This is a genomic window from Klebsiella sp. SYXHC3, assembly GCF_057196925.1.
This window is the reverse complement of sequence record NZ_JBXUNG010000002.1, coordinates 399,641-420,680: the sequence shown is the minus strand read 5'-3', so window position 1 is coordinate 420,680 and position 21,040 is coordinate 399,641. Positions and strand designations below refer to the sequence as shown.

Genomic DNA, 21,040 nt, shown 5'->3' with positions numbered 1-21,040 from the left:
CGCGCGGTTAGTTGCTCCAACCGCCGTCAATAATCTGCACCGTGCCGGTGGTGTAGGCGCTGGCGTCGGAAGCCAGGTACAGCGCCAGTTGGGCGATCTCTTCCGGCTTGCCGATGCGGCCAATGGGCTGGCGGCCGACAAACGCCTCATAAACCGCCTCTTCGCTCAGCCCCTGCTCGCGCGCCTGTTCGGCAATACGTCCGCGTAGGGAAGGTGAATCGACGGTGCCCGGACAAATCGCATTACAACGAATGCCCTGGGTGACGAAATCCGCCGCTACCGAGCGGGTCAGGCCAATGACCGCCGCTTTACTGGCGCTGTAGGCGAAGCGGTTTGGTACTCCTTTCACGCTGGAAGCTACCGATGACATGTTGATAATCGAGCCGCCGCCGCGGGCGATCATCGCCGGCAAAAAGGCGCGAATCGTGTGGAACATGGCGGTGACGTTCAGATCGAGGGCGAACTGCCACTCCCGCTCGCTACATTCAAGAATGCTGCCGCTATGCACCACCCCGGCGCAGTTGAACAACACATCCAGCGGGCCCAGCGTTTCCGCGGCGGCGGCAATCGCATCCGCGCGGGTGACATCCAGCTGCAGCGGCTGTACGCCGGGGATATCGCTCAATCCGGCAATGTTGATATCGCTGGCAATCACTTCCGCGCCGGCGGCGGCAAACAGCCGCGCGCAGCTGTTGCCAATCCCCTGCCCTGCGGCGGTAATCAGAACGCGTTTTCCGGTTAGTTCCATTTCTCTCCCCTGGTCTAAAGGACTAATGGTCAGGCCATTGGTGGTAGTCAAAGGCCTGACCTTTCGCATGACAAGTCAGGCATAACCCGCTATCGTGAAGCTTAGATGTTGCAAAAACGGCCACAAACGGCACATTGGTTAACCAATTAATTACACTCGACTAACAAACACTCAAGTGTGCTGGCCAATATTTGTGCGCTTTATCACTGTCTATCGCATGAGCAAAGGTGAAACATGCCGATTACCAGACTGGAAAACCCAAGGATTTACAGACAGATAGCAGACCAACTCAAGCGATTAATTGAGAACAACGAATTTCCGCCCGGCAGCCGTCTCCCGTCTGAGCGAGATTTAGCCCAGCAGTTGAACGTCAGCCGCGCATCGGTACGTGAAGCGCTGATTGCGCTGGAGGTGATTGGCCTGGTGGACGTGCGCGTAGGCAACGGGGTAATCGTCAAATCGCAAACGCCGCTCGTCGCCACCAAAGAGCCGGTGATGGCGCAGGCCGGTCGCGACCAGTGGACGGAGATCGACGACGAACTCAACATAGACCTCGATTTTAACGCCGAACTACCGCCCTTTTCTCTGCTGCAGGCGCGCCTGTTAATCGAACCGGAAACCGCCGCGCTGGCGGCACGCCACGCCAGCCCCGAAGAGCTGGCCGCTATCCGCGAGGCCTTTGAGCAAAACTGTCGCGATAACCGTGCCGGTTCAACCACCCATCCCGGCGACCGCCTGTTCCATATCCGTATCGCTCAGGCCAGCGGCAACCCGGCGTACGCGTTTATCATCGGCCACCTGCTCGGCCACCGCTACGGCAGTATGTTCCGCATGCTGCAGCGCCATTACACCCCGGACGATATGCCGCATCGCTCGGAACAGGAGCATCGCGCGATCCTTGAAGCCATTGCGGCCCACGACGTACGTGCGGCAAAGAAAGCAATGAAAAATCATATTGATCAGGTGATTACCATTTTTACCCGCAGCCAGTAGCCGTGATTTCTGCGCCTGGCGCTTTACCTTGCCGAAACGGCTGGTTAAGGTACGGCGGGACGAGATTATTTTGGATGAACCACAGATGAAAACGCCGCTGATCACCCGTGAAGGGTATGAAAAACTGAAGCAAGAGATGGATTACTTGTGGCGTACAGAGCGCCCGGAAGTCACCAAGAAAGTGACCTGGGCGGCGAGTCTTGGCGACCGCAGTGAAAACGCCGATTATCAGTACAATAAAAAGCGCCTGCGCGAAATTGACCGCCGGGTGCGTTATCTCACCAAGTGTCTGGAAAATCTCAAAATCGTCGATTATTCCCCGCAGCAGGAAGGCAAAGTGTTCTTCGGCGCGTGGGTGGAGATCGAGAACGACGATGGCGATACCAAGCGCTTTCGCATTGTCGGCTACGATGAAATCTTCGGCCGCAAAGACTATATCTCCATCGATTCGCCAATGGCGCGCGCTTTACTGAAGAAAGAGGTGGGCGACCTGGCTATCGTTAACACTCCGGCTGGCGAAGCCAGCTGGTACGTCAATGAAATTGAATACGTGAAATAGCGCCGGAACATTCCGAGAGAACCCGGTCGCGGCTGGCATTTTAGCCTGGCAGCCCGTATAACTATCCCCTGATTTTTGACCCTAATGATGAATAAAACCGATGATGAATGATTCGCTCTGCCGCATTATTGCGGGTGAACTTCAGGCCAGAGCCGAACAGGTAGAAGCTGCCGTTCGCCTGCTTGATGAAGGGAACACCGTGCCGTTTATTGCACGTTATCGTAAGGAAGTCACCGGCGGTCTGGATGACACGCAGCTGCGTAATCTGGAAACTCGCCTCGGGTATCTGCGCGAACTGGAAGACCGCCGCCAGGCGATCCTCAAATCGATCGGCGAACAGGGCAAGCTCAGCGAAGCGCTGGAAAAAGCCATCAACGCCACCCTCAGCAAAACCGAGCTCGAAGATCTCTACCTGCCGTACAAACCTAAACGCCGCACCCGCGGGCAAATCGCCATTGAAGCCGGTCTCGAACCGCTGGCCGATCTGCTGTGGAATGAGCCTTCCCACGATCCGGAAACCGAAGCGGCAAACTATATCGATGCCGATAAAGGCGTGGCGGATAGCAAAGCCGCTCTCGACGGCGCGCGCTATATCCTGATGGAACGCTTCGCGGAAGACGCCGCCCTGCTGGCGAAAGTACGTGATTATCTGTGGAAAAACGCCCATCTGGTGGCCAGCGTCGTCAGCGGCAAGGAAGAAGAAGGCGCTAAATTCCGCGATTACTTCGACCACCATGAACCGATCGCTTCCGTGCCGTCGCACCGCGCGCTGGCGATGTTCCGCGGGCGCAATGAGGGCGTGCTGCAGCTGTCGCTCAACGCCGACCCGCAGTTTGATGAGCCACCGAAAGAGAGCCACTGCGAGCAGATCATTATCGATCATCTCGGCCTGCGCCTGAATAACGCCCCGGCGGACAGCTGGCGCAAAGGCGTCGTCAGCTGGACCTGGCGCATCAAGGTGCTGATGCACCTCGAAACCGAATTAATGGGCACCGTGCGCGAACGCGCGGAAGACGAAGCGATTAACGTATTCGCCCGTAATCTCCATGACCTGCTGATGGCCGCGCCTGCCGGCCTGCGCGCCACCATGGGTCTTGACCCAGGCCTGCGTACCGGCGTCAAAGTGGCGGTAGTCGACAGCACCGGCAAACTGGTGGCCACCGATACCATCTACCCGCATACCGGCCAGGCGGCTAAAGCCGCCGTCGTCGTGGCGGCGCTGTGCGAAAAACATAACGTTGAGCTGGTGGCTATCGGCAACGGTACCGCTTCCCGCGAGACCGAGCGTTTCTTCCTCGACGTGCAAAAACAGTTCCCGAAAGTGACCGCCCAGAAGGTGATCGTCAGCGAAGCCGGCGCGTCGGTCTACTCGGCTTCCGAACTGGCGGCGCAGGAGTTCCCGGACCTCGATGTTTCCCTACGCGGCGCGGTCTCTATCGCCCGCCGTCTGCAGGATCCGCTGGCCGAGCTGGTGAAAATCGATCCGAAATCAATCGGCGTCGGCCAGTATCAGCATGACGTTAGCCAGACGCAACTGGCGCGTAAGCTGGATGCGGTGGTGGAAGACTGCGTAAACGCCGTTGGCGTCGACCTTAACACCGCCTCGGTGGCGCTGTTGACCCGCGTCGCGGGCCTGACCCGTATGATGGCGCAGAATATCGTCGCCTGGCGCGACGAGAACGGCCAGTTCCACAACCGCCAGCAGTTGCTGAAGGTAAGCCGTCTGGGGCCAAAAGCCTTTGAACAGTGCGCCGGCTTCCTGCGCATTAACCACGGCGACAACCCGCTGGACGCCTCGACCGTTCACCCGGAAGCCTACCCGGTGGTCGAGCGTATTCTGGCCGCTACCCAGCAGGCGCTGAAAGATCTGATGGGCAACAGTAGCGAACTGCGCAACCTGAAAGCCTCTGATTTTACCGATGATAAGTTCGGGGTGCCGACGGTATCCGATATCATCAAAGAGCTGGAAAAACCGGGCCGCGATCCGCGCCCTGAGTTTAAAACCGCCCAGTTCGCCGACGGCGTTGAGACGATGAACGACCTGCTGCCGGGGATGATTCTGGAAGGTGCGGTCACCAACGTCACCAACTTTGGCGCCTTCGTCGATATCGGCGTGCACCAGGATGGCCTGGTCCACATCTCTTCGCTGTCGAATAAGTTCGTTGAAGACCCGCATACCGTGGTCAAAGCGGGCGATATCGTCAAAGTGAAGGTGATGGAAGTGGACCTGCCGCGTAAACGCATCGCGTTAACGATGCGCCTCGATGAACAACCGGGCGACAGCAACGCGCGCCGCGGCGGCGGCAACGATCGCCCGCAGGGTAACCGCCCGGCGGCAAAAGCGGCGAAGCCGCGCGGTCGCGATGCTCAGCCAGCCGGCAACAGCGCGATGATGGATGCGCTGGCCGCCGCGATGGGCAAAAAACGCTAATCCTTCCCTGCCCCTCTTCGAGGGGCAATTTTCCGCTTTTTAATGCCTGAGCCTCGATTAATATATTCCAGTAACCTTTCAATAAGTTCGAAATTTATAAAGTTTCATTCTGTTAACCAATGAAACCTTTATTAAACATTAAGTGAAGAAATTAATTTTTCCCTTATTTTTGGCTACAGAGACGTTCTTGCGTCATATCAAAAAATAAGCAAATACCCATGAAAAACGCATTTATTATCCATGCCATGTATTGATGATACAAACCATTCTCATTATCATCGTTATCAGTTAAGTTTTATTCTTCTTCGTTGGCTATAGTCCCCAGCGCCGCTTTAATAGCCGCGCCTGGAAATTCTCTTTTCGGTTAGCGATAACAAGTAGGCCCTATGCAATTCACTCCTGATAGTGCGTGGAAAATCACCGGTTTTTCCCGCGATATTAGCCCGGCTTATCGGCAGAAACTGCTCTCCCTGGGAATGTTGCCCGGTTCTTCGTTTCATGTCGTGCGCGTGGCGCCGCTGGGCGATCCTATTCATATTGAGACCCGGCGCGTGAGCCTGGTATTACGTAAAAAAGACCTCGCGTTAATTGAACTGGAAGCGGTTACGCAATAACACCTGACCCGGCACTAAGAGTCTGAAAAATGAAAAAATTAACCGTTGGTTTAATTGGTAATCCTAATTCCGGCAAAACAACGTTATTTAATCAGCTAACCGGCGCGCGCCAGCGGGTGGGTAACTGGGCGGGGGTCACCGTTGAGCGTAAAGAAGGCGCCTTCACCACCACCGACCACCAGGTTACTCTGGTTGACCTGCCGGGTACCTATTCGCTGACCACCATCTCCTCGCAAACATCGCTCGATGAACAAATTGCCTGTCACTATATTCTCAGCGGCGATGCCGACCTGCTGATTAACGTCATCGACGCCTCGAACCTGGAACGTAACCTCTATCTGACTCTGCAATTGCTGGAGTTGGGTATTCCCTGCGTCGTCGCGCTAAACATGCTCGATATTGCCGAAAAACAGCAAATCCGCATCGACGTCGACGCGCTGGCGGCCCGCCTCGGCTGCCCGGTGATTCCGCTGGTCTCCACCCGCGGCCGCGGTATTGAAGCGCTGAAAATGGCGCTTGACCGCCATGAGCAAAATCAGCCGCTGGAACTGGTGCACTATCCGCAATCTCTGCAGCGCGAAGCCGATATGCTGGCGCAGGCGATGCCTGCTGATATGCCGCTGCGTCAGCGCCGCTGGCTGGGGCTGCAGATGCTGGAAGGCGATATTTACAGCCGCGCCTTTGCCGGCAACGCCGCCGACAAACTGGATCTGGCGCTGGCCAACCTGAGCGGCGAGATGGACGATCCGGCGCTCTATATCGCCGATGCCCGCTATCAAAGTATCGCCGCGGTATGCGATGCCGTCAGTAACACCCTGACCGCTGAGCCGAGCCGGTTCACCACGGCGATGGATAAAATTATCCTTAACCGCTTCCTCGGCTTACCGATCTTCCTGTTCGTGATGTACCTGATGTTCCTGCTGGCTATCAACATCGGCGGCGCCCTGCAGCCGATTTTCGACGCCGGCTCGGTGGCTATCTTCATTCACGGCATCCAGTGGCTGGGCTACACCCTGCACTTCCCGGACTGGCTGACCGTGTTCCTCGCGCAAGGGCTGGGCGGCGGTATCAACACCGTGCTGCCGCTGGTGCCGCAAATCGGCATGATGTACCTGTTCCTCTCTTTCCTTGAGGACTCCGGGTATATGGCGCGCGCGGCCTTCGTAATGGACCGCCTGATGCAGGCGTTAGGCCTGCCGGGGAAATCCTTCGTGCCGCTGATCGTCGGTTTCGGCTGTAACGTGCCTTCCGTTATGGGCGCCCGTACGCTGGATGCGCCGCGTGAACGCCTGATGACCATCATGATGGCGCCATTTATGTCCTGCGGCGCCCGATTGGCGATTTTCGCGGTCTTCGCCGCCGCCTTCTTCGGCCAGAACGGCGCGCTGGCGGTCTTCTCACTGTACGTACTGGGCATCGTGATGGCGATCCTCACCGGCCTGATGCTCAAATACACCATTATGCGCGGCGAAGCCTCGCCGTTCGTGATGGAGCTGCCGGTGTATCACGTACCGCACATCAAGAGCCTGGTTATCCAGACCTGGCAGCGCCTGAAAGGCTTCGTCCTGCGCGCCGGTAAGGTGATTGTCATCGTCAGTATTTTCCTCAGCGCGCTGAACAGCTTCTCGCTCAGCGGCAAAGTGGTCGATAACATCAATGACTCGGCGCTGGCTTCGGTCAGTCGGGTGATTACCCCGGTGTTTAAGCCGATTGGCGTGCATGAAGATAACTGGCAGGCAACCGTCGGCCTGTTTACCGGCGCGATGGCGAAAGAAGTGGTGGTCGGTACGTTGAACACCCTCTACACCGCGGAAGATATCCAGAATGAAGAGTTTAACCCACAGGAGTTTAGCCTTGGCGACGAGCTGTTAGCTGCCGTCGATGAAACCTGGCAGGGGCTGAAAGACACCTTTAGCCTGAGCGTGCTGGCGAACCCGATTGAAGCAAGCAAAGGCGATGGCGAAATGGAAACCGGCGCCATGGGGGTGATGGGCAGTAAATTCGGCAGCGCCGCCGCCGCGTACAGCTACCTGATCTTCGTCCTGCTCTATATTCCATGCATTTCCGTGATGGGAGCAATTGCCCGCGAGTCCAGCCGCGGTTGGATGATGTTCTCGGTGTTGTGGGGATTGAATATCGCCTACTCGCTATCGACGCTGTACTACCAGACCGTGAGCTTTAGCCAACACCCGCGCTACAGCCTGGTGTGTATTCTGGCGGTAATTCTGTTTAACGTCGTGGTCTTTGGCCTGTTGCGTCGGGCGCGTAGCCGGGTGGATGTTTCCCTGCTGGCGACGCGTAAAACCCCAACGTCCTGCTGCCAGAGCCCAGCCGGCGACTGCCACTAAGGAGCAATCATCATGGCATCGTTAATTGACGTTCGCGATATGCTGGCCCTGCAGGGGCGCATGGAAGCCGCTCAGCTGAGCGCCCGCCTGCATACGCCACGGCCGCTGATCGACGCCATGTTAAGCCGCCTGGAAGCGATGGGAAAAGCGGTCAAGATGACCGAAGATACCGATGGCTGCCTTTCCGGCAGCTGTAAAAGTTGCCCGGAAGGGAAAGCCTGTCTGCGGGAGTGGTGGTCTTTGCGCTGAATAAGACATCCCGGATGGCGGCGCGTTGCGCCTTGTCCGGGCTATCTGCGGTGCGATTTGCTAGCCCTGCCAGGCGCAGCGCTGGCAGGGAAAATCAGGCTTACTTATACACGTCGGCGTTCGCGTGAACCGTCTTCTCGTTCTTCTCGCCGGCAATCACTACGAAGTACTTACCACCCAACTCATCCGCTTTCTTCGACAGATCGCGCTTCGCGTCCATCGGCGACGTGGTACGGGAAGTCGTGATGCTACCGACCTTGGTCAGATTCATCTTCGCGACTTCATCTTTTTGAATCTCTTTCGCCGCGAACGCGCCAAAAGAGAGGGAGCCTATCACCAGAGATGCAACAATACCTGTAACAAGTTTCATAGCCTTTACTCTCCATAAGGTTGTTATTTTTAGTTTGCGGCGGCAAAAACGAAATAATCAACCACCGCAACAACCTAAGTATTGCCCGATCCTGATGATTTACCACGCGGCGCTAAAAATAATTATTCAGCCGGTTTTTCAGCGCGATGAGAGGCTCACAGAATGCCTGGGGATGCGAAATAAACGGCGCATGGGCCGCCTTTTCGAAGACAACAGACTCACTTTGCGGCCACAGCTCATCCAACAGAGGAACGATTTTACGCGGCACCAGCCCATCCAGTCGGCCATAGAGGCGCAAAAACGGCATGGTTAGCGCGGCGAGCGGTTGACGCAAATCGGCGGTTTTGAGGATCTCCAGCCCCCCGTTGAGAACCTCAGCAGGCGGCATCGGCAGCGACAGAACGGTGCTTTTCAGCGCCCGGGCGTCCTGGCGCGCGCTTTCGGTGCCCATGGTTTGCAGGGCGAGAAAACGCTCGACGGTACGCTGGAAATCTTCACTCAGCTGTTGCTGGAAGCCGCTCAGCACTTCCGGTTTAATCCCCGGCCACTGGTCGCGCGCGCCAAAACACGGCGAAGAAGCGACGGTCACCAGCGCCTGCACGCGTTGCGGGTGCTGCAGCGCCACCAGGCTCGCTACCAGCCCGCCCAGGCTCCAGCCAAGCCAGATAGCCTGCTCCGGCGCTTTTGCAACGACCTGCTGCGCCATCTCTTCAAGCGTTAAGGCGCCAAAACCACCGCTGCGGCCATAGCCCGGTAGATCCACCAGGTGAAGGGTAAAATGCGTAGCCAGTTCCGGCGTAATGCAATCCCATACATTGGCATTCAGCCCCCAGCCGTGCAGCAGCACAAGATGACAATTTCCTTCGCCCATGGTTTGCCACCAGATGTCATTCATCAGTTACTGTTCTCTTTCCATCACTATGAGGGGAATTATGCTAACAGCACACAGCTTATGCTGGCTATGCCAAATGCCGCTGGCCATGGCTCACTGGGGGATGTGCTCGCGCTGCACCGCCTCGCTGCTCGTCACGCCATCGCTCTGCCCGCAGTGCGGTTTACCGGCATTGGCGCCCGCCTTGCCCTGTGGACGCTGCCTGCAAAAACCACCGCCCTGGCAGCGGCTGGTGACGGTGAATAGCTATGCCCCACCGCTAAGCGGGCTGGTACACCAGTTTAAGTTTGCCCGTCATCCGGAACTCGCGGCGGCGCTGGCGCGACTGCTTCTTTTACGCCTGCGCCTTAATTGCGGGCTGCCGCCAGTGGATCGGATTGTCAGCGTGCCGCTGTGGCAGCGCCGTCATTGGCGTCGGGGATTTAACCAAAGCGAGGCGCTATGTCGCCCGCTGGCGCGCTGGATGGGCTGCGCCTGGCGCGGCGATGCGCTGACGCGAAGCCGGCGTACCGCAACGCAACATCAGTTAAGCGCCAGATTACGTAAGCAGAACCTGAAAAATGCTTTCCAGGTTGAATTATCCGTTCGGGGCCTCCATATCGCCATTGTGGATGATGTCGTCACAACCGGAAGCACCGTCGCCGAGATTTCCCGCCTGCTTTTGCGAAACGGCGCCGCGACGGTTCAGGTATGGTGTTTGTGCCGTACCTTGTAGACCCCCGCTGATGGGCGTATTATAACCCAGTAAAATAGTCAACTATTAGGCCAACGCTATGATCCGTATTTCCGATGCTGCACAAGCGCACTTTGCCAAACTGCTGGCAAATCAGGAAGAAGGGACGCAAATTCGCGTATTTGTGATTAATCCCGGCACCCCAAACGCTGAGTGCGGCGTATCCTATTGCCCACCGGATGCGGTGGAAGACACCGACACGGCGCTGAAATTTGAACAGCTGACCGCGTATGTTGATGAACTCAGCGCACCTTATCTGGAAGATGCTGAAATCGACTTCGTCACTGACCAGCTCGGTTCCCAGCTGACGCTGAAAGCGCCGAACGCCAAAATGCGTAAGGTTTCCGACGATGCCCCGCTGATGGAGCGCGTGGAGTACCTGCTGCAGTCGCAGATCAACCCACAGCTGGCCGGTCACGGCGGTCGCGTTTCCCTGATGGAAATCACCGAAGACGGTCTGGCTATCCTGCAGTTCGGCGGCGGTTGCAACGGCTGCTCAATGGTCGATGTGACCCTGAAAGAAGGGATCGAAAAGCAGCTGCTGAACGAATTCCCGGAGCTGAAAGGCGTGCGCGATCTGACCGAACACCAGCGCGGCGAGCACTCCTACTACTAAGCTTCCCCCTCTCGCCCGGCAACAATCCGTTTGCCGGGCGACTTCTCCCTTCAGCATGTTACCGCACAACATTTCTGACTAGCCATCACGGCAAAAACCCGGCAGAGAGTATGACTTAAGTCTCATATTTAAAATTTACCCCGCGCAGGGCATTCTCAAAGCTCACATGTTACCCGTATCATCCACAGCAAGCACCACCGACAAAAAAATAGCCAGCTATCCTTTTTCTGGGTCAGGAATAAGCCAGCTTTACGGTGCAAGACATCCTTGTTCCTCTGCGGAACGGATACTGTAGATGTTCAGACTTTAACGTTACCCATAACAAGTTAAGGCCAGGTAAATCATGCCATTAGTCATCGTAGCTATCGGGGTTGCCCTGTTATTGTTGCTGATGATCCGTTTCAAAATGAACGGCTTCATCGCTCTGGTTCTGGTGGCGCTCGCCGTCGGATTAATGCAGGGTATGCCTCTGGATAAAGTCATCGTATCCATCAAAAACGGCGTGGGGGGCACGCTCGGCAGCCTCGCACTGATCATGGGCTTCGGCGCTATGCTCGGTAAAATGCTGGCGGACTGCGGCGGCGCGCAGCGTATCGCCACTACCCTGATTGATAAATTCGGTAAAAAACATATTCAATGGGCCGTTGTACTGACCGGTTTCACCGTCGGTTTCGCCCTGTTCTATGAAGTCGGTTTCGTGCTGATGCTGCCGCTGGTCTTTACCATCGCCGCTTCCGCGCGTATCCCGCTGCTGTACGTTGGCGTACCGATGGCCGCGGCGCTCTCCGTCACCCACGGTTTCCTGCCGCCACACCCGGGACCGACCGCTATCGCGACAATTTTCCACGCCGATATGGGCAAAACGCTGCTCTACGGGACAATTCTGGCTATCCCGACGGTTATTCTCGCCGGCCCGGTTTTCGCCCGTTTCCTGAAAGGTATTGATAAGCCGATCCCGGAAGGCCTGCACAACCCGAAAACCTTCACTGAAGAAGAGATGCCGGGCTTTGGCGTCAGCGTCTGGACCTCTCTGGTACCGGTGATCCTGATGGCGATGCGCGCCGTCGCCGAGATGGTTCTGCCGAAGGGCCACGCCTTCCTGCCGGTGGCCGAGTTCTTCGGCGATCCGGTAATGGCAACCCTGATTGCGGTGCTGATCGCGCTGTTCACTTTCGGCCTGAACCGCGGCCGTTCCATGGAGCAGATCAACGATACGCTGACCTCCTCTATCAAAATCATCGCCATGATGCTGTTGATCATCGGCGGCGGCGGCGCCTTCAAGCAGGTGCTGGTGGATAGCGGCATGGATAAGTACATCGCCTCTATCATGCACGAATCCAATATGTCACCGCTGTTTATGGCGTGGTCTATCGCTGCGGTGCTGCGTATTGCGCTGGGTTCAGCTACCGTTGCCGCTATCACCGCGGGTGGTATCGCCGCGCCGCTGATTGCCACTACCGGCGTTAGCCCGGAGCTGATGGTAATCGCCGTGGGTTCCGGTAGCGTTATCTTCTCGCACGTGAACGACCCAGGTTTCTGGCTGTTCAAAGAGTATTTCAACCTGACCATTGGCGAGACCATCAAGTCCTGGTCGGTACTGGAAACCATTATTTCCGTGTGCGGCCTGGTTGGTTGTCTGCTGCTGGGGATGGTGGTGTAACCCTCGTTCCCTGAGATAAAAAAGGCCGGGTGCGCATCATGCGCCCCGGCCTTTTTTGTTCTTCGGTTCCCGGATAGCGGCGCAAAGCGCCTTATCCGGGCTACCCGCGGTGCCGTTTTTTGTCGGATGGCGGCTAACGCCTTATCCGACCTACGGTCCTGGGGATTGTGGTGTAATCCTCGTTCCCTTTTTGTTCTTCGGCTCTCAACCGTAGCCCCGGTAAGCGCAGCGCCACCGGGGAATTCTCTCTGGATTAGCGGGCTTTGCGGCGCTTATCCAGATCTTTAATCAGCTTATTCACCTGCGCATCGGCAAACATCTGCTCGAGCGTCACGCTAAGCTTACGCCGCCAGTTGGGATACTCGGTACTGGTGCCCGGGATGTTGACCGGCGAAGCCATCTCCAGCCAATCTTCCGGCTGCAGGCCAAGCAGGGCGCTGTTGCTGTCGGCAATGTAGCGCTGCATCCCGCGATTGAGCGTTGAGGTCATCGCCATCAGCGAGGCTTTATGTCCGGCGCGCTTCGGCAAACAGCCGTGCCGATGCAGCGCATCCAGCAACCCCTGCTTCGCTTGTTCGCGATCGGCATATAAGCCGCGCAGCACCACTTCATCCGGATACAGACCCAGCGTCTTCCCGAGCGTCAAATCGCCGCTCTCCCAATAGCCGCGCAGCGTAGGGAGATCGTGAGTCGTCGCGACCGCCATCGACTGCTGTGGATAAGCCTTCGGCGCGCGGAACGTTTTATCAGGGCCATTTTCGAAATAGAGCACTTTATACGAGTAAACGCCGCTTTTGCGCAGCTTGCCGACGATTTCAACCGGTACGGTACCGAGGTCTTCGCCAATGACCATGCAGCGGTGCCGCTGGCTCTCCAGCGCCAGGATCGCCAGCAGGTCATCCACGGGGTACTGCACATAGGCGCCATGGTCGGCGGTTTCGCCATACGGTATCCACCACAAACGCAGCACCGACATCACGTGGTCAATACGCAATGCGCCGCAGTTTTGCATATTCGCCCGTAGCAGTTCGATAAACGGCTCGTAGGCGCGGGCAACCATTACATGCGGATCCATCGGCGGCAGGCCCCAGTTCTGTCCCAGCGGGCCGAGGATGTCCGGCGGCGCGCCGACGGAAGCCTTGAGGCAATACAGCTCGCGATCGCACCACGTCTCCGATCCGCCTTCGGCGACGCCGACCGCCAGATCGCGATACAGGCCAATCGGCATCCCCTCCTGCTGGCTGGTGTGCCAACAGGCGGCGAACTGCGTATATGCCAGCCACTGCAGCCACAGATAGAAACTCACCTCATCGGCATGCTCCGTACAGAAGGTTTTCACCTGCGGGCTGCTCGTGCTCTGATACGCTTCCGGCCATGCCGGCCAGCCCCAGCGCATCGGATCCTGACGGCTTTGCCAGGCATGCAGCGCATCAAACGCCGCCTGCCAGTAGAGACTTTCGCCCTCGCGCAGCACGAACTGACGGAACTCCGCCATTTGCTCATCTTCACGCGTAGAAAACTCGGCCCACGCCAGACGCAGCGCGGTCAACTTCAGCGCGGTGACAGCGGTATAGTCGACATCAGCGGTCTGCCGCGCGGCCTGCAAGGCCTGCTGGGTTTCCGCAAGCTGCCACCATGCCTGCGCGGCAGGGCTACGCTGGAAATCCTCCACCGCGTTGACGTCGATATAGATGACGTTAAGCCAGCGGCGCGAGGACGGACTGTACGGACTGGCGCTCTCCGGGTTCGCCGGATAGAGCGCGTGAATCGGGTTGAGGCCGATAAACGCGCCGCCGCGACGGGCGATTTCCGGCAGCATGGCGCGTAGATCGCCGAAGTCGCCAATGCCCCAGTTGTCCTCAGAACGCAGGGTGTAGAGCTGGACGCAGGCGCCCCATAGCTTTTTGCCCTCTTTGAGCGCCTGCGGTTCGTAGCAGCGCGCCGGGGCGACGATCGCCCGGCAGTGCCAGCGTTCGCCGTCCCGCGTGAGGGTCAGGGTGTGATAGCCCGTCGGCAATCGCCCAGGCAAAGCGAGCGTTTCGCCGCCGCGCGTCTCACCCTGATACTGCTTACCTTCTTCGGTCGTCAGCAGCCAGTGAAACGCGCCGCTTCCCGCTACCGGCAACTGCATTTTTTTACCGTGGGTAAAAACCTTGACGCTGGGCAGCGGTTCTACTGCCGCTTTCGCGGCAGTAGACGTACGATGCATAGCATCCAGCAAACGTTGTTTGGTGGCCGCCGCGATCGACTGCGGCTGGCCGTGCGCGTTGATATAGCTGGGGCTGATCCCCGCCGCCAGCGCGGCATTATCAAGGCGTTTATTCTCCATAGGCCTGTCCTTAGCGTTTTGCCTGCCAGATACGTTGCTGATAATCACGAATAGAGCGGTCGGAGCTGAACATGCCGCAGCGCGCGGTGTTGAGGATCGCCGCACGGGTCCAGGCTTCCTGGTCGCGATACAGTTCGTCTACCTGCTTCTGCGCCGCGACGTAAGCGCTAAAGTCAGCCAGCACCAGGTAAGGATCGCCGCCTTGCAGCAGGCTATGCAGCATCTGATCAAAGGCGTGTTTGTCGCCGCCGCTATATTTACCGCTTTCCAGCTCTTTCAGCACCGCGTCCAGCAGCTTATCTTTCTTACGCCATTTCAGCGGATCGTAGCCTTTCGCCTTCAACGCCTTAACTTCTTCCACGGTATGGCCGAAGATAAAGATATTGTCCTCGCCAACCTGCTCGGCGATTTCAACGTTGGCGCCGTCAAGAGTGCCGACGGTCAGTGCGCCGTTCAGCGCCAGCTTCATGTTGCCGGTACCAGAGGCCTCTTTACCCGCCGTGGAAATCTGCTCGGAGACGTCCGCCGCCGGGATCAGCTTTTCCGCCGCCGATACGCAGTAATCCGGCAGGAAGACCACTTTCAGCTTATCGCCCACCAGCGGATCGTTATTGATCGCCTCGGCCACCTTGTTGATCGCCAGAATAATATTCTTCGCCAGGTAGTAGCCCGGCGCGGCTTTAGCGCCAAACAGGAAGACGCGCGGTACGCGGTCGGCCTGCGGGTTTTCGCGGATCTCTTTATACTGCGCCAGAATATTCAGCAGGTTGAGGTGCTGGCGTTTGTATTCGTGCAGGCGCTTAATCTGGATATCAAAAATCGCCTGCGGGTTGATGTCGATACCGGTACGCCGCTTCACGAACTCAGCGAGACGCACTTTATTCGCCTGCTTAATGTCACGATAAACCTGACGGAATTTGGCATCGTCGGCGTACTTCTCCAGCTTGATCAGCTGGTCGAGATCGTTGGCCCACTCTTTCTTCAGCGTCTTATCAAGCAGGGCAGCCAGCGCCGGATTACACTGTTTAATCCAGCGACGCGGCGTAATGCCGTTGGTCACATTATGGAATTTGTTCGGCCACAGCTGGTGATATTCCGGGAACAGATCCTTCACCACCAGATCGGAGTGCAGCGCCGCGACGCCGTTCACCGCAAAGCCGCTCACCACGCACATGTTGGCCATGCGAACCTGTTTGTCATGGACCACCGCCAGCTTCGCCCACACCTGCTTATCGCCCGGCCAGGTTTTCTCCACCAGCAGTTTAAATCTGTCGTTAATCTCTTTGATTATCTGCATGTGGCGCGGCAGCAGCGCCTTGACCAGCTTCTCATCCCAGCACTCCAGCGCTTCCGGCATCAGAGTATGGTTGGTGTAAGCGAAGGTTTTGCTGGTGATGGCCCACGCATCGTCCCAGCTTATCTGGTGCTCATCAAGCAGCACGCGCAGCAGTTCCGGGATAGCGATGGTCGGGTGGGTGTCGTTCAACTGGATCACTTCATAATCCGCCAGCTCATGCAGCTTGCGGCCAGCCAGATGGTGACGACGCAGAATATCGGCCACCGAGCAGGCGCACTGGAAGTACTGCTGCATCAGGCGCAGTTTTTTCCCCGCCAGATGGTTGTCATTCGGATACAGCACCTTGGTCAATTTTTCGGCGTCGATACCTTGCTGCTCCGCGCGCAGGAAATCGCCGTCGTTGAATTTGGTCAGGTTGAACGGATGGGCATGCTTCGCCTGCCACAGACGCAGCGGCTGCGCGACGTTATTGCGATAGCCAAGCACCGGCAGATCCCAGGCTTCGCCGGTAATCACGAAAGCCGGTTGCCATTCGCCGCTTTTGCTGACTTTACCGCCGATGCCCACCTGCACATCCAGCGCTTCGTTGTGGCGGAACCACGGATAGCTGCCGCGTCCCCAGTCATCCGGCGCTTCCATCTGCTGACCGTCAGCGAAGGATTGACGGAACAGACCGTACTGGTAGTTCAGGCCGTAACCGGTCGCCGACTGGCCGACGGTGGCCATAGAATCCAGGAAGCAGGCCGCCAGACGGCCCAGGCCGCCGTTGCCCAGCGCCGGATCGGTCTCTTCTTCCAGCAGGTCGGTCAACTGGATGTCGTACGCCTTCAGCGTCTCGCTCACTCCTTCATACCAGCCCAGGTTGAGCAGGTTATTACCGGTCAGGCGACCGATCAGGAACTCCATCGAAATGTAGTTAACGTGGCGCTGTCCTTTAACGGCTTCCGCCGCCGGTTGCGCCGCCAAAAGCTCCGCCAGCGCGCCGCTGACCGCGCGCCACCACTGGCGTTGAGTCATCTCTGCGGCTGACGATAAACCGAAACGCTGCCACTGACGCGTCAGTGCAGCCTGAAACTGAGCCTGGTTAAAAGAAGTCTGTGACATAAGAAATCCTGGTCCTTTACTAAAACGTTAGCCTTAGTGTGCCGACCTCCTGATGCCGCTGCCTCCTCCCGAGGGGGATTAGACAGGGAGGAGTAGCGGGGATGAGCGAAAATTGTGATCGCGGCCACTTTAACGTTAGCTCGTCGTCGGGAATTCGCCGCCTTATTGCGCGTGTAGAACAATAATTTCGCCAGCGCAACGAACGGCAAATTTGTTACAGCGCAATTCATATCGCCAGGCAAAATTCGCTCGTACCATTATCGTGAAATAAAAAACAAACCACTGACAGAATAAAAAGATGCCATGACAAAAATACGTGAAATAGATTAACCCTAAGAATCCACTGACGATAATTTAATAAAAACAATCAACTACGAAAAACACTGTGTAAAGTAATTTCGTCCCGGACGAAACCGTCGTAAACCGAGGCATGGCGCGTACTGGTACCGGTTTAAAGCTAATTAAAAACCGAAGCGAGAAATTGTGACCGAGAGCAAATTCAAGAGCATCAATTTTGGACATAACTTGCAATAACTTTCATTATCGCCGACCTTAGGAGTCATTAATTACGAAGCGCAAAAAAAATCCCCATCCCTTTCTTGCACAGCGAAAAAGTGAACTATGTTGATTCCGTCAAAATTAAGTCGTCCATCCCGTCTTGAACACACTGTGGTTCGCGAACGGTTGCTGGCGAAACTTTCCGGCGCGAACAATTATCGTCTCGCGTTGGTGACCAGCCCGGCAGGTTACGGCAAAACCACGCTCGTTTCGCAGTGGGCTTCGGGTAAGCATGACCTTGGCTGGTTTTCGCTCGATGAAGGCGATAATCAACAAGAGCGCTTCGCCAGCTATCTGATTGCGGCGATTCAACAGGCGACAGGCGGCCACTGCGCCGCCAGCGAAGCCATGGTGCAAAAGCGCCAGTACGCCAGCCTGCCGTCGCTGTTTGCGCAGCTGTTTATTGAGCTTGCCGACTGGCAGCGTCCGCTGTACCTGGTCATTGATGATTATCACCTGATTACCAATCCGGTGATCCACGACGCCATGCGCTTCTTCTTGCGCCATCAGCCAGAGACCATGACGCTGGTAGTGCTGTCGCGCAACCTGCCGCAGTTGGGGATCGCCAATCTGCGGGTGCGCGAGCAGTTACTGGAAATCGGCAGCCAACAGCTGGCTTTTACTCATCAGGAGGCGAAACAGTTCTTTGACTGCCGCCTCGCCTCCCCCATTGAAGCCGATGACAGCAGTCGCCTGTGCGATGACGTCGCCGGCTGGGCCACCGCCCTGCAGCTCATCGCCCTCTCCGCCCGGCAGAAAAACACCTCAGCCCAGCACTCCGCCCGTCGTCTCGCCGGGATTAACGCCAGCCACCTTTCCGACTATCTGGTCGATGAAGTGCTGGATAACGTCGATGCCCGTACCCGCAGCTTCTTGTTAAAAAGCTCGCTGCTGCGCTCGATGAATGACGCGCTTATCGTCCGCGTCACCGGCGAAGAGAACGGCCAGATGCAACTGGAAGAGATCGAACGTCAGGGGCTGTTCCTGCACCGGATGGATGACTCCGGCGAGTGGTTCCGCTATCACCCGCTATTCGGCAACTTCCTGCGCCAGCGCTGTCAGTGGGAAATGGCCACCGAGCTACCGGAAATTCACCGCGCCGCCGCCGAAGCGTGGATGGCGCAGGGATTCCCTACCGAAGCCATCCATCATGCGCTTGCCGCTGGCGATGCCGCCATGCTGCGCGATATTTTGCTCAACCACGCCTGGGGCATGTTCAACCACAGCGAGCTGGGTCTGCTGGAACAATCGCTGGCGGCGCTGCCGTGGTCGAACCTGCTGGAAAATCCACGGCTGATCCTGCTGCAGGCCTGGCTGATGCAGAGCCAGCATCGCTATAGCGAAGTGAATACCCTGCTGGCCCGCGCCGAACAGGAGATGGATGTCGAAATGGATACCGCAATGCACGGCGATTTCAACGCCCTGCGCGCGCAGGTCGCTATCAACGCCGGCGATCAGGACGAAGCCGAGCGTCTGGCAATGGTGGCGCTGGATGAACTACCGCTGGCGAGCTATTACAGCCGCATCGTCGCCACTTCCGTTCACGGCGAAGTGCTGCACTGCAAAGGCCACCTGAGCAAATCGCTGGCGGTGATGCAGCAAACAGAACAGATGGCTCGCCGTCATGACGTCTGGCACTACGCCCTGTGGAGCATGATCCAGCAGAGCGAGATTCTGTTTGCCCAGGGCTTCCTGCAGGCGGCATGGGAGATTCAGGATAAAGCTTTCCAGCTTATCCGCGATCAGCATCTTGAACAGCTGCCGATGCATGAGTTCCTGTTGCGCATCCGCGCGCAGCTGCTGTGGGCGTGGGCGCGTCTTGATGAAGCAGAAGAAAGTGCCCGCAGCGGCATCGCTGTGCTGGCAAACTACCAGCCGCAGCAGCAGTTGCAGTGCCTGGCGTTGATGGTGCAGTGCTCGCTGGCGCGCGGCGATCTCGACAACGCCCGCAGCTTATTAAACCGCCTGGAAAATCTGCTGGGCAACGGCCACTATCACAGCGATTGGGTCTCTAACGCCGACAAAGTGCGGGTGATCTACTGGCAGATGACCGGTGATAAAACCGCAGCGGCCAACTGGCTGCGCCAGACGCCGAAACCTGAATTCGCCAATAACCACTTCCTGCAAAGCCAGTGGCGCAACATTGCCCGCGCACAGATCCTTCTCGGTGATTTTGATTCCGCCGAAATGGTGCTGGAAGAGTTAAATGAAAATGCCCGCTCGCTGCGGCTGATGAGCGATATCAACCGTAACCTGCTACTGTTGAACCAGCTGTACTGGCAGGCGGAGCGCAAGGGCGAGGCGCAAAAAGTGTTAATGGAAGCTTTAACCCTCGCTAACCGCACCGGCTTTATCAACCACTTCGTGATTGAAGGCGAAGCCATGGCCCAGCAGCTGCGCCAACTGATTCAACTGAATACGCTGCCGGAGCTGGAGCAGCACCGCGCCCAGCGTATCCTGCGCGATATTAACCAGCATCATCGACATAAATTCGCCCATTTCGACGAGAGCTTCGTCGAACGGCTGCTGAACCACCCGGAAGTGCCGGAGCTTATCCGCACCAGTCCGCTGACCCAGCGCGAGTGGCAGGTGTTAGGGCTTATCTATTCCGGTTACAGCAACGAGCAGATCGCCGGCGAACTGGATGTCGCGGCCACCACGATTAAAACGCATATTCGCAATCTATATCAGAAACTGGGCGTCGCGCACCGCCAGGATGCCGTTCAGCATGCCCAGCGGTTGCTCAAAATGATGGGATACGGCGTATAACGCCGTTTAGCACAGCTCCAGCTGCAGGTTGTTGTCTTTAATCACCTTCAGCACGCCTGCGGGCGGCATGATATCGGTATAAACCGCATCGACCATACTAATGCTGCCCATGTTCACCATCGCATTACGGCCAAACTTCGAGTGATCCACCACCAGCATCACGTGGCGCGAGTTTTCGATAATCGCCCGCTTGGTGCGCACTTCATGGTAATCAAACTCCAGCAGCGAGCCGTCGCTATCAATACCGCTAATACCAAGAATGCCGAAGTCGAGGCGGAACTGGGAGATAAAATCGAGCGTCGCTTCGCCGATGATCCCGCCGTCGCGGCTACGCAGCTCGCCACCGGCGAGGATAATGCGAAAATCGTCTTTCACCATCAGCGTATTCGCGACGTTGAGATTGTTGGTCACAATCCGCAGGTCATTATGATCGAGCAACGCATGGGCCACTGCTTCCGGCGTCGTGCCAATGTCGATAAACAGGGTTGCGCCGTCGGGTATTTCGCTCGCCACTTTCCGCGCGATGCGCTCTTTTTCCGCCGTCTGGGTCGCTTTCCTGTCGTGCCACGAGGTGTTGACCGAGCTTGAAGGCATCGCCGCGCCGCCGTGGTGGCGGAGGATCATTTTTTGTTCCGCTAAATCATTCAGATCGCGACGAATAGTCTGCGGGCTGACGGCAAACTGCTCCACCAGCTCTTCGGTACTGACGTATCCCTGTTTTTTTACCAGCTCGATAATCGCGTCATGACGTTGTGTTTGTTTCATGAAAT

General features: G+C 57.3%; 16 protein-coding genes. 10 read left to right on the top strand and 6 right to left on the bottom strand.

The features are described from left to right. Window positions 1–7 precede the first annotated feature (7 nt). Entirely contained in the window at window positions 8–748 is a 741-nt protein-coding gene (locus AC2CGP_RS08950) for an SDR family oxidoreductase (RefSeq protein ID WP_142689324.1), read from the bottom strand. A 234-nt stretch (window positions 749–982) separates the two neighbouring features. Here AC2CGP_RS08950 and AC2CGP_RS08945 point away from each other — a divergent pair, with 234 nt between their 5' ends. From AC2CGP_RS08945 to feoC, 6 genes are all read left to right on the top strand, one after another. Then, complete coding sequence (locus tag AC2CGP_RS08945; protein ID WP_042893921.1) at window positions 983–1,741, top strand: FadR/GntR family transcriptional regulator; 759 nt, start codon at window positions 983–985, stop codon at window positions 1,739–1,741. An 85-nt stretch (window positions 1,742–1,826) separates the two neighbouring features. Further along, window positions 1,827–2,300, top strand: a complete 474-nt coding sequence (gene greB / locus AC2CGP_RS08940; RefSeq protein WP_015703675.1) for a transcription elongation factor GreB — start codon at window positions 1,827–1,829, stop codon at window positions 2,298–2,300. Window positions 2,301–2,400: 100 nt separating this feature from the next. Next, window positions 2,401–4,731: a Tex family protein gene (locus AC2CGP_RS08935; RefSeq protein WP_213759443.1), complete on the top strand. Its 2,331-nt coding sequence runs from the start codon at window positions 2,401–2,403 to the stop codon at window positions 4,729–4,731. A gap of 386 nt (window positions 4,732–5,117) precedes the next feature. Beyond that, entirely contained in the window at window positions 5,118–5,345 is a 228-nt protein-coding gene (feoA, locus tag AC2CGP_RS08930; protein ID WP_020077787.1) for a ferrous iron transporter A, read from the top strand. Window positions 5,346–5,374: 29 nt separating this feature from the next. Continuing rightward, entirely contained in the window at window positions 5,375–7,693 is a 2,319-nt protein-coding gene (gene feoB / locus AC2CGP_RS08925; RefSeq protein WP_015703678.1) for a Fe(2+) transporter permease subunit FeoB, read from the top strand. Between the two features lie 12 nt (window positions 7,694–7,705). After that, the gene (gene feoC / locus AC2CGP_RS08920; protein WP_213759444.1) at window positions 7,706–7,942 is read left to right on the top strand and encodes a [Fe-S]-dependent transcriptional repressor FeoC; all 237 of its coding nucleotides are present in this window, start codon (window positions 7,706–7,708) and stop codon (window positions 7,940–7,942) included. A gap of 100 nt (window positions 7,943–8,042) precedes the next feature. Here the strand turns inward: feoC and AC2CGP_RS08915 are convergent, their stop codons facing one another. Then, complete coding sequence (locus AC2CGP_RS08915) at window positions 8,043–8,312, bottom strand: YdgH/BhsA/McbA-like domain containing protein (protein WP_015369359.1); 270 nt, start codon at window positions 8,310–8,312, stop codon at window positions 8,043–8,045. Between the two features lie 112 nt (window positions 8,313–8,424). Continuing rightward, window positions 8,425–9,207 (bottom strand): pimeloyl-ACP methyl ester esterase BioH, encoded by a 783-nt coding sequence (gene bioH, locus AC2CGP_RS08910; RefSeq protein WP_045375823.1) that lies wholly within the window; start codon window positions 9,205–9,207, stop codon window positions 8,425–8,427. Between the two features lie 37 nt (window positions 9,208–9,244). On the opposite strand from bioH, the gene gntX reads away from it, so the two are divergent. The 3 genes from gntX (at window position 9,245) to gntT (ending at window position 12,213) form a co-directional block, all read left to right on the top strand. Next, window positions 9,245–9,919, top strand: a complete 675-nt coding sequence (gntX, locus tag AC2CGP_RS08905; protein WP_032706492.1) for a DNA utilization protein GntX — start codon at window positions 9,245–9,247, stop codon at window positions 9,917–9,919. 58 nt (window positions 9,920–9,977) lie between these two features. Continuing rightward, window positions 9,978–10,553 (top strand): Fe-S biogenesis protein NfuA, encoded by a 576-nt coding sequence (gene nfuA / locus AC2CGP_RS08900; protein ID WP_015369356.1) that lies wholly within the window; start codon window positions 9,978–9,980, stop codon window positions 10,551–10,553. Window positions 10,554–10,896: 343 nt separating this feature from the next. After that, window positions 10,897–12,213, top strand: coding sequence for a gluconate transporter (gene gntT / locus AC2CGP_RS08895; RefSeq protein ID WP_015369355.1), 1,317 nt, complete (start codon window positions 10,897–10,899; stop codon window positions 12,211–12,213). A gap of 253 nt (window positions 12,214–12,466) precedes the next feature. Here the strand turns inward: gntT and malQ are convergent, their stop codons facing one another. Continuing rightward, on the bottom strand, window positions 12,467–14,542 hold the full coding sequence (malQ, locus tag AC2CGP_RS08890) for a 4-alpha-glucanotransferase (protein WP_213706543.1): 2,076 nt from the start codon (window positions 14,540–14,542) through the stop codon (window positions 12,467–12,469). A 10-nt stretch (window positions 14,543–14,552) separates the two neighbouring features. Continuing rightward, complete coding sequence (gene malP / locus AC2CGP_RS08885) at window positions 14,553–16,943, bottom strand: maltodextrin phosphorylase (protein WP_213706542.1); 2,391 nt, start codon at window positions 16,941–16,943, stop codon at window positions 14,553–14,555. 621 nt (window positions 16,944–17,564) lie between these two features. Between malP and malT the strand changes: the two genes are divergently transcribed. Further along, entirely contained in the window at window positions 17,565–20,270 is a 2,706-nt protein-coding gene (malT, locus tag AC2CGP_RS08880) for an HTH-type transcriptional regulator MalT (RefSeq protein ID WP_015369352.1), read from the top strand. Between the two features lie 6 nt (window positions 20,271–20,276). Here the strand turns inward: malT and AC2CGP_RS08875 are convergent, their stop codons facing one another. Continuing rightward, window positions 20,277–21,035, bottom strand: a complete 759-nt coding sequence (locus AC2CGP_RS08875; RefSeq protein WP_015369351.1) for a DeoR/GlpR family transcriptional regulator — start codon at window positions 21,033–21,035, stop codon at window positions 20,277–20,279. Between the last annotated feature and the right edge of the window lie 5 nt (window positions 21,036–21,040).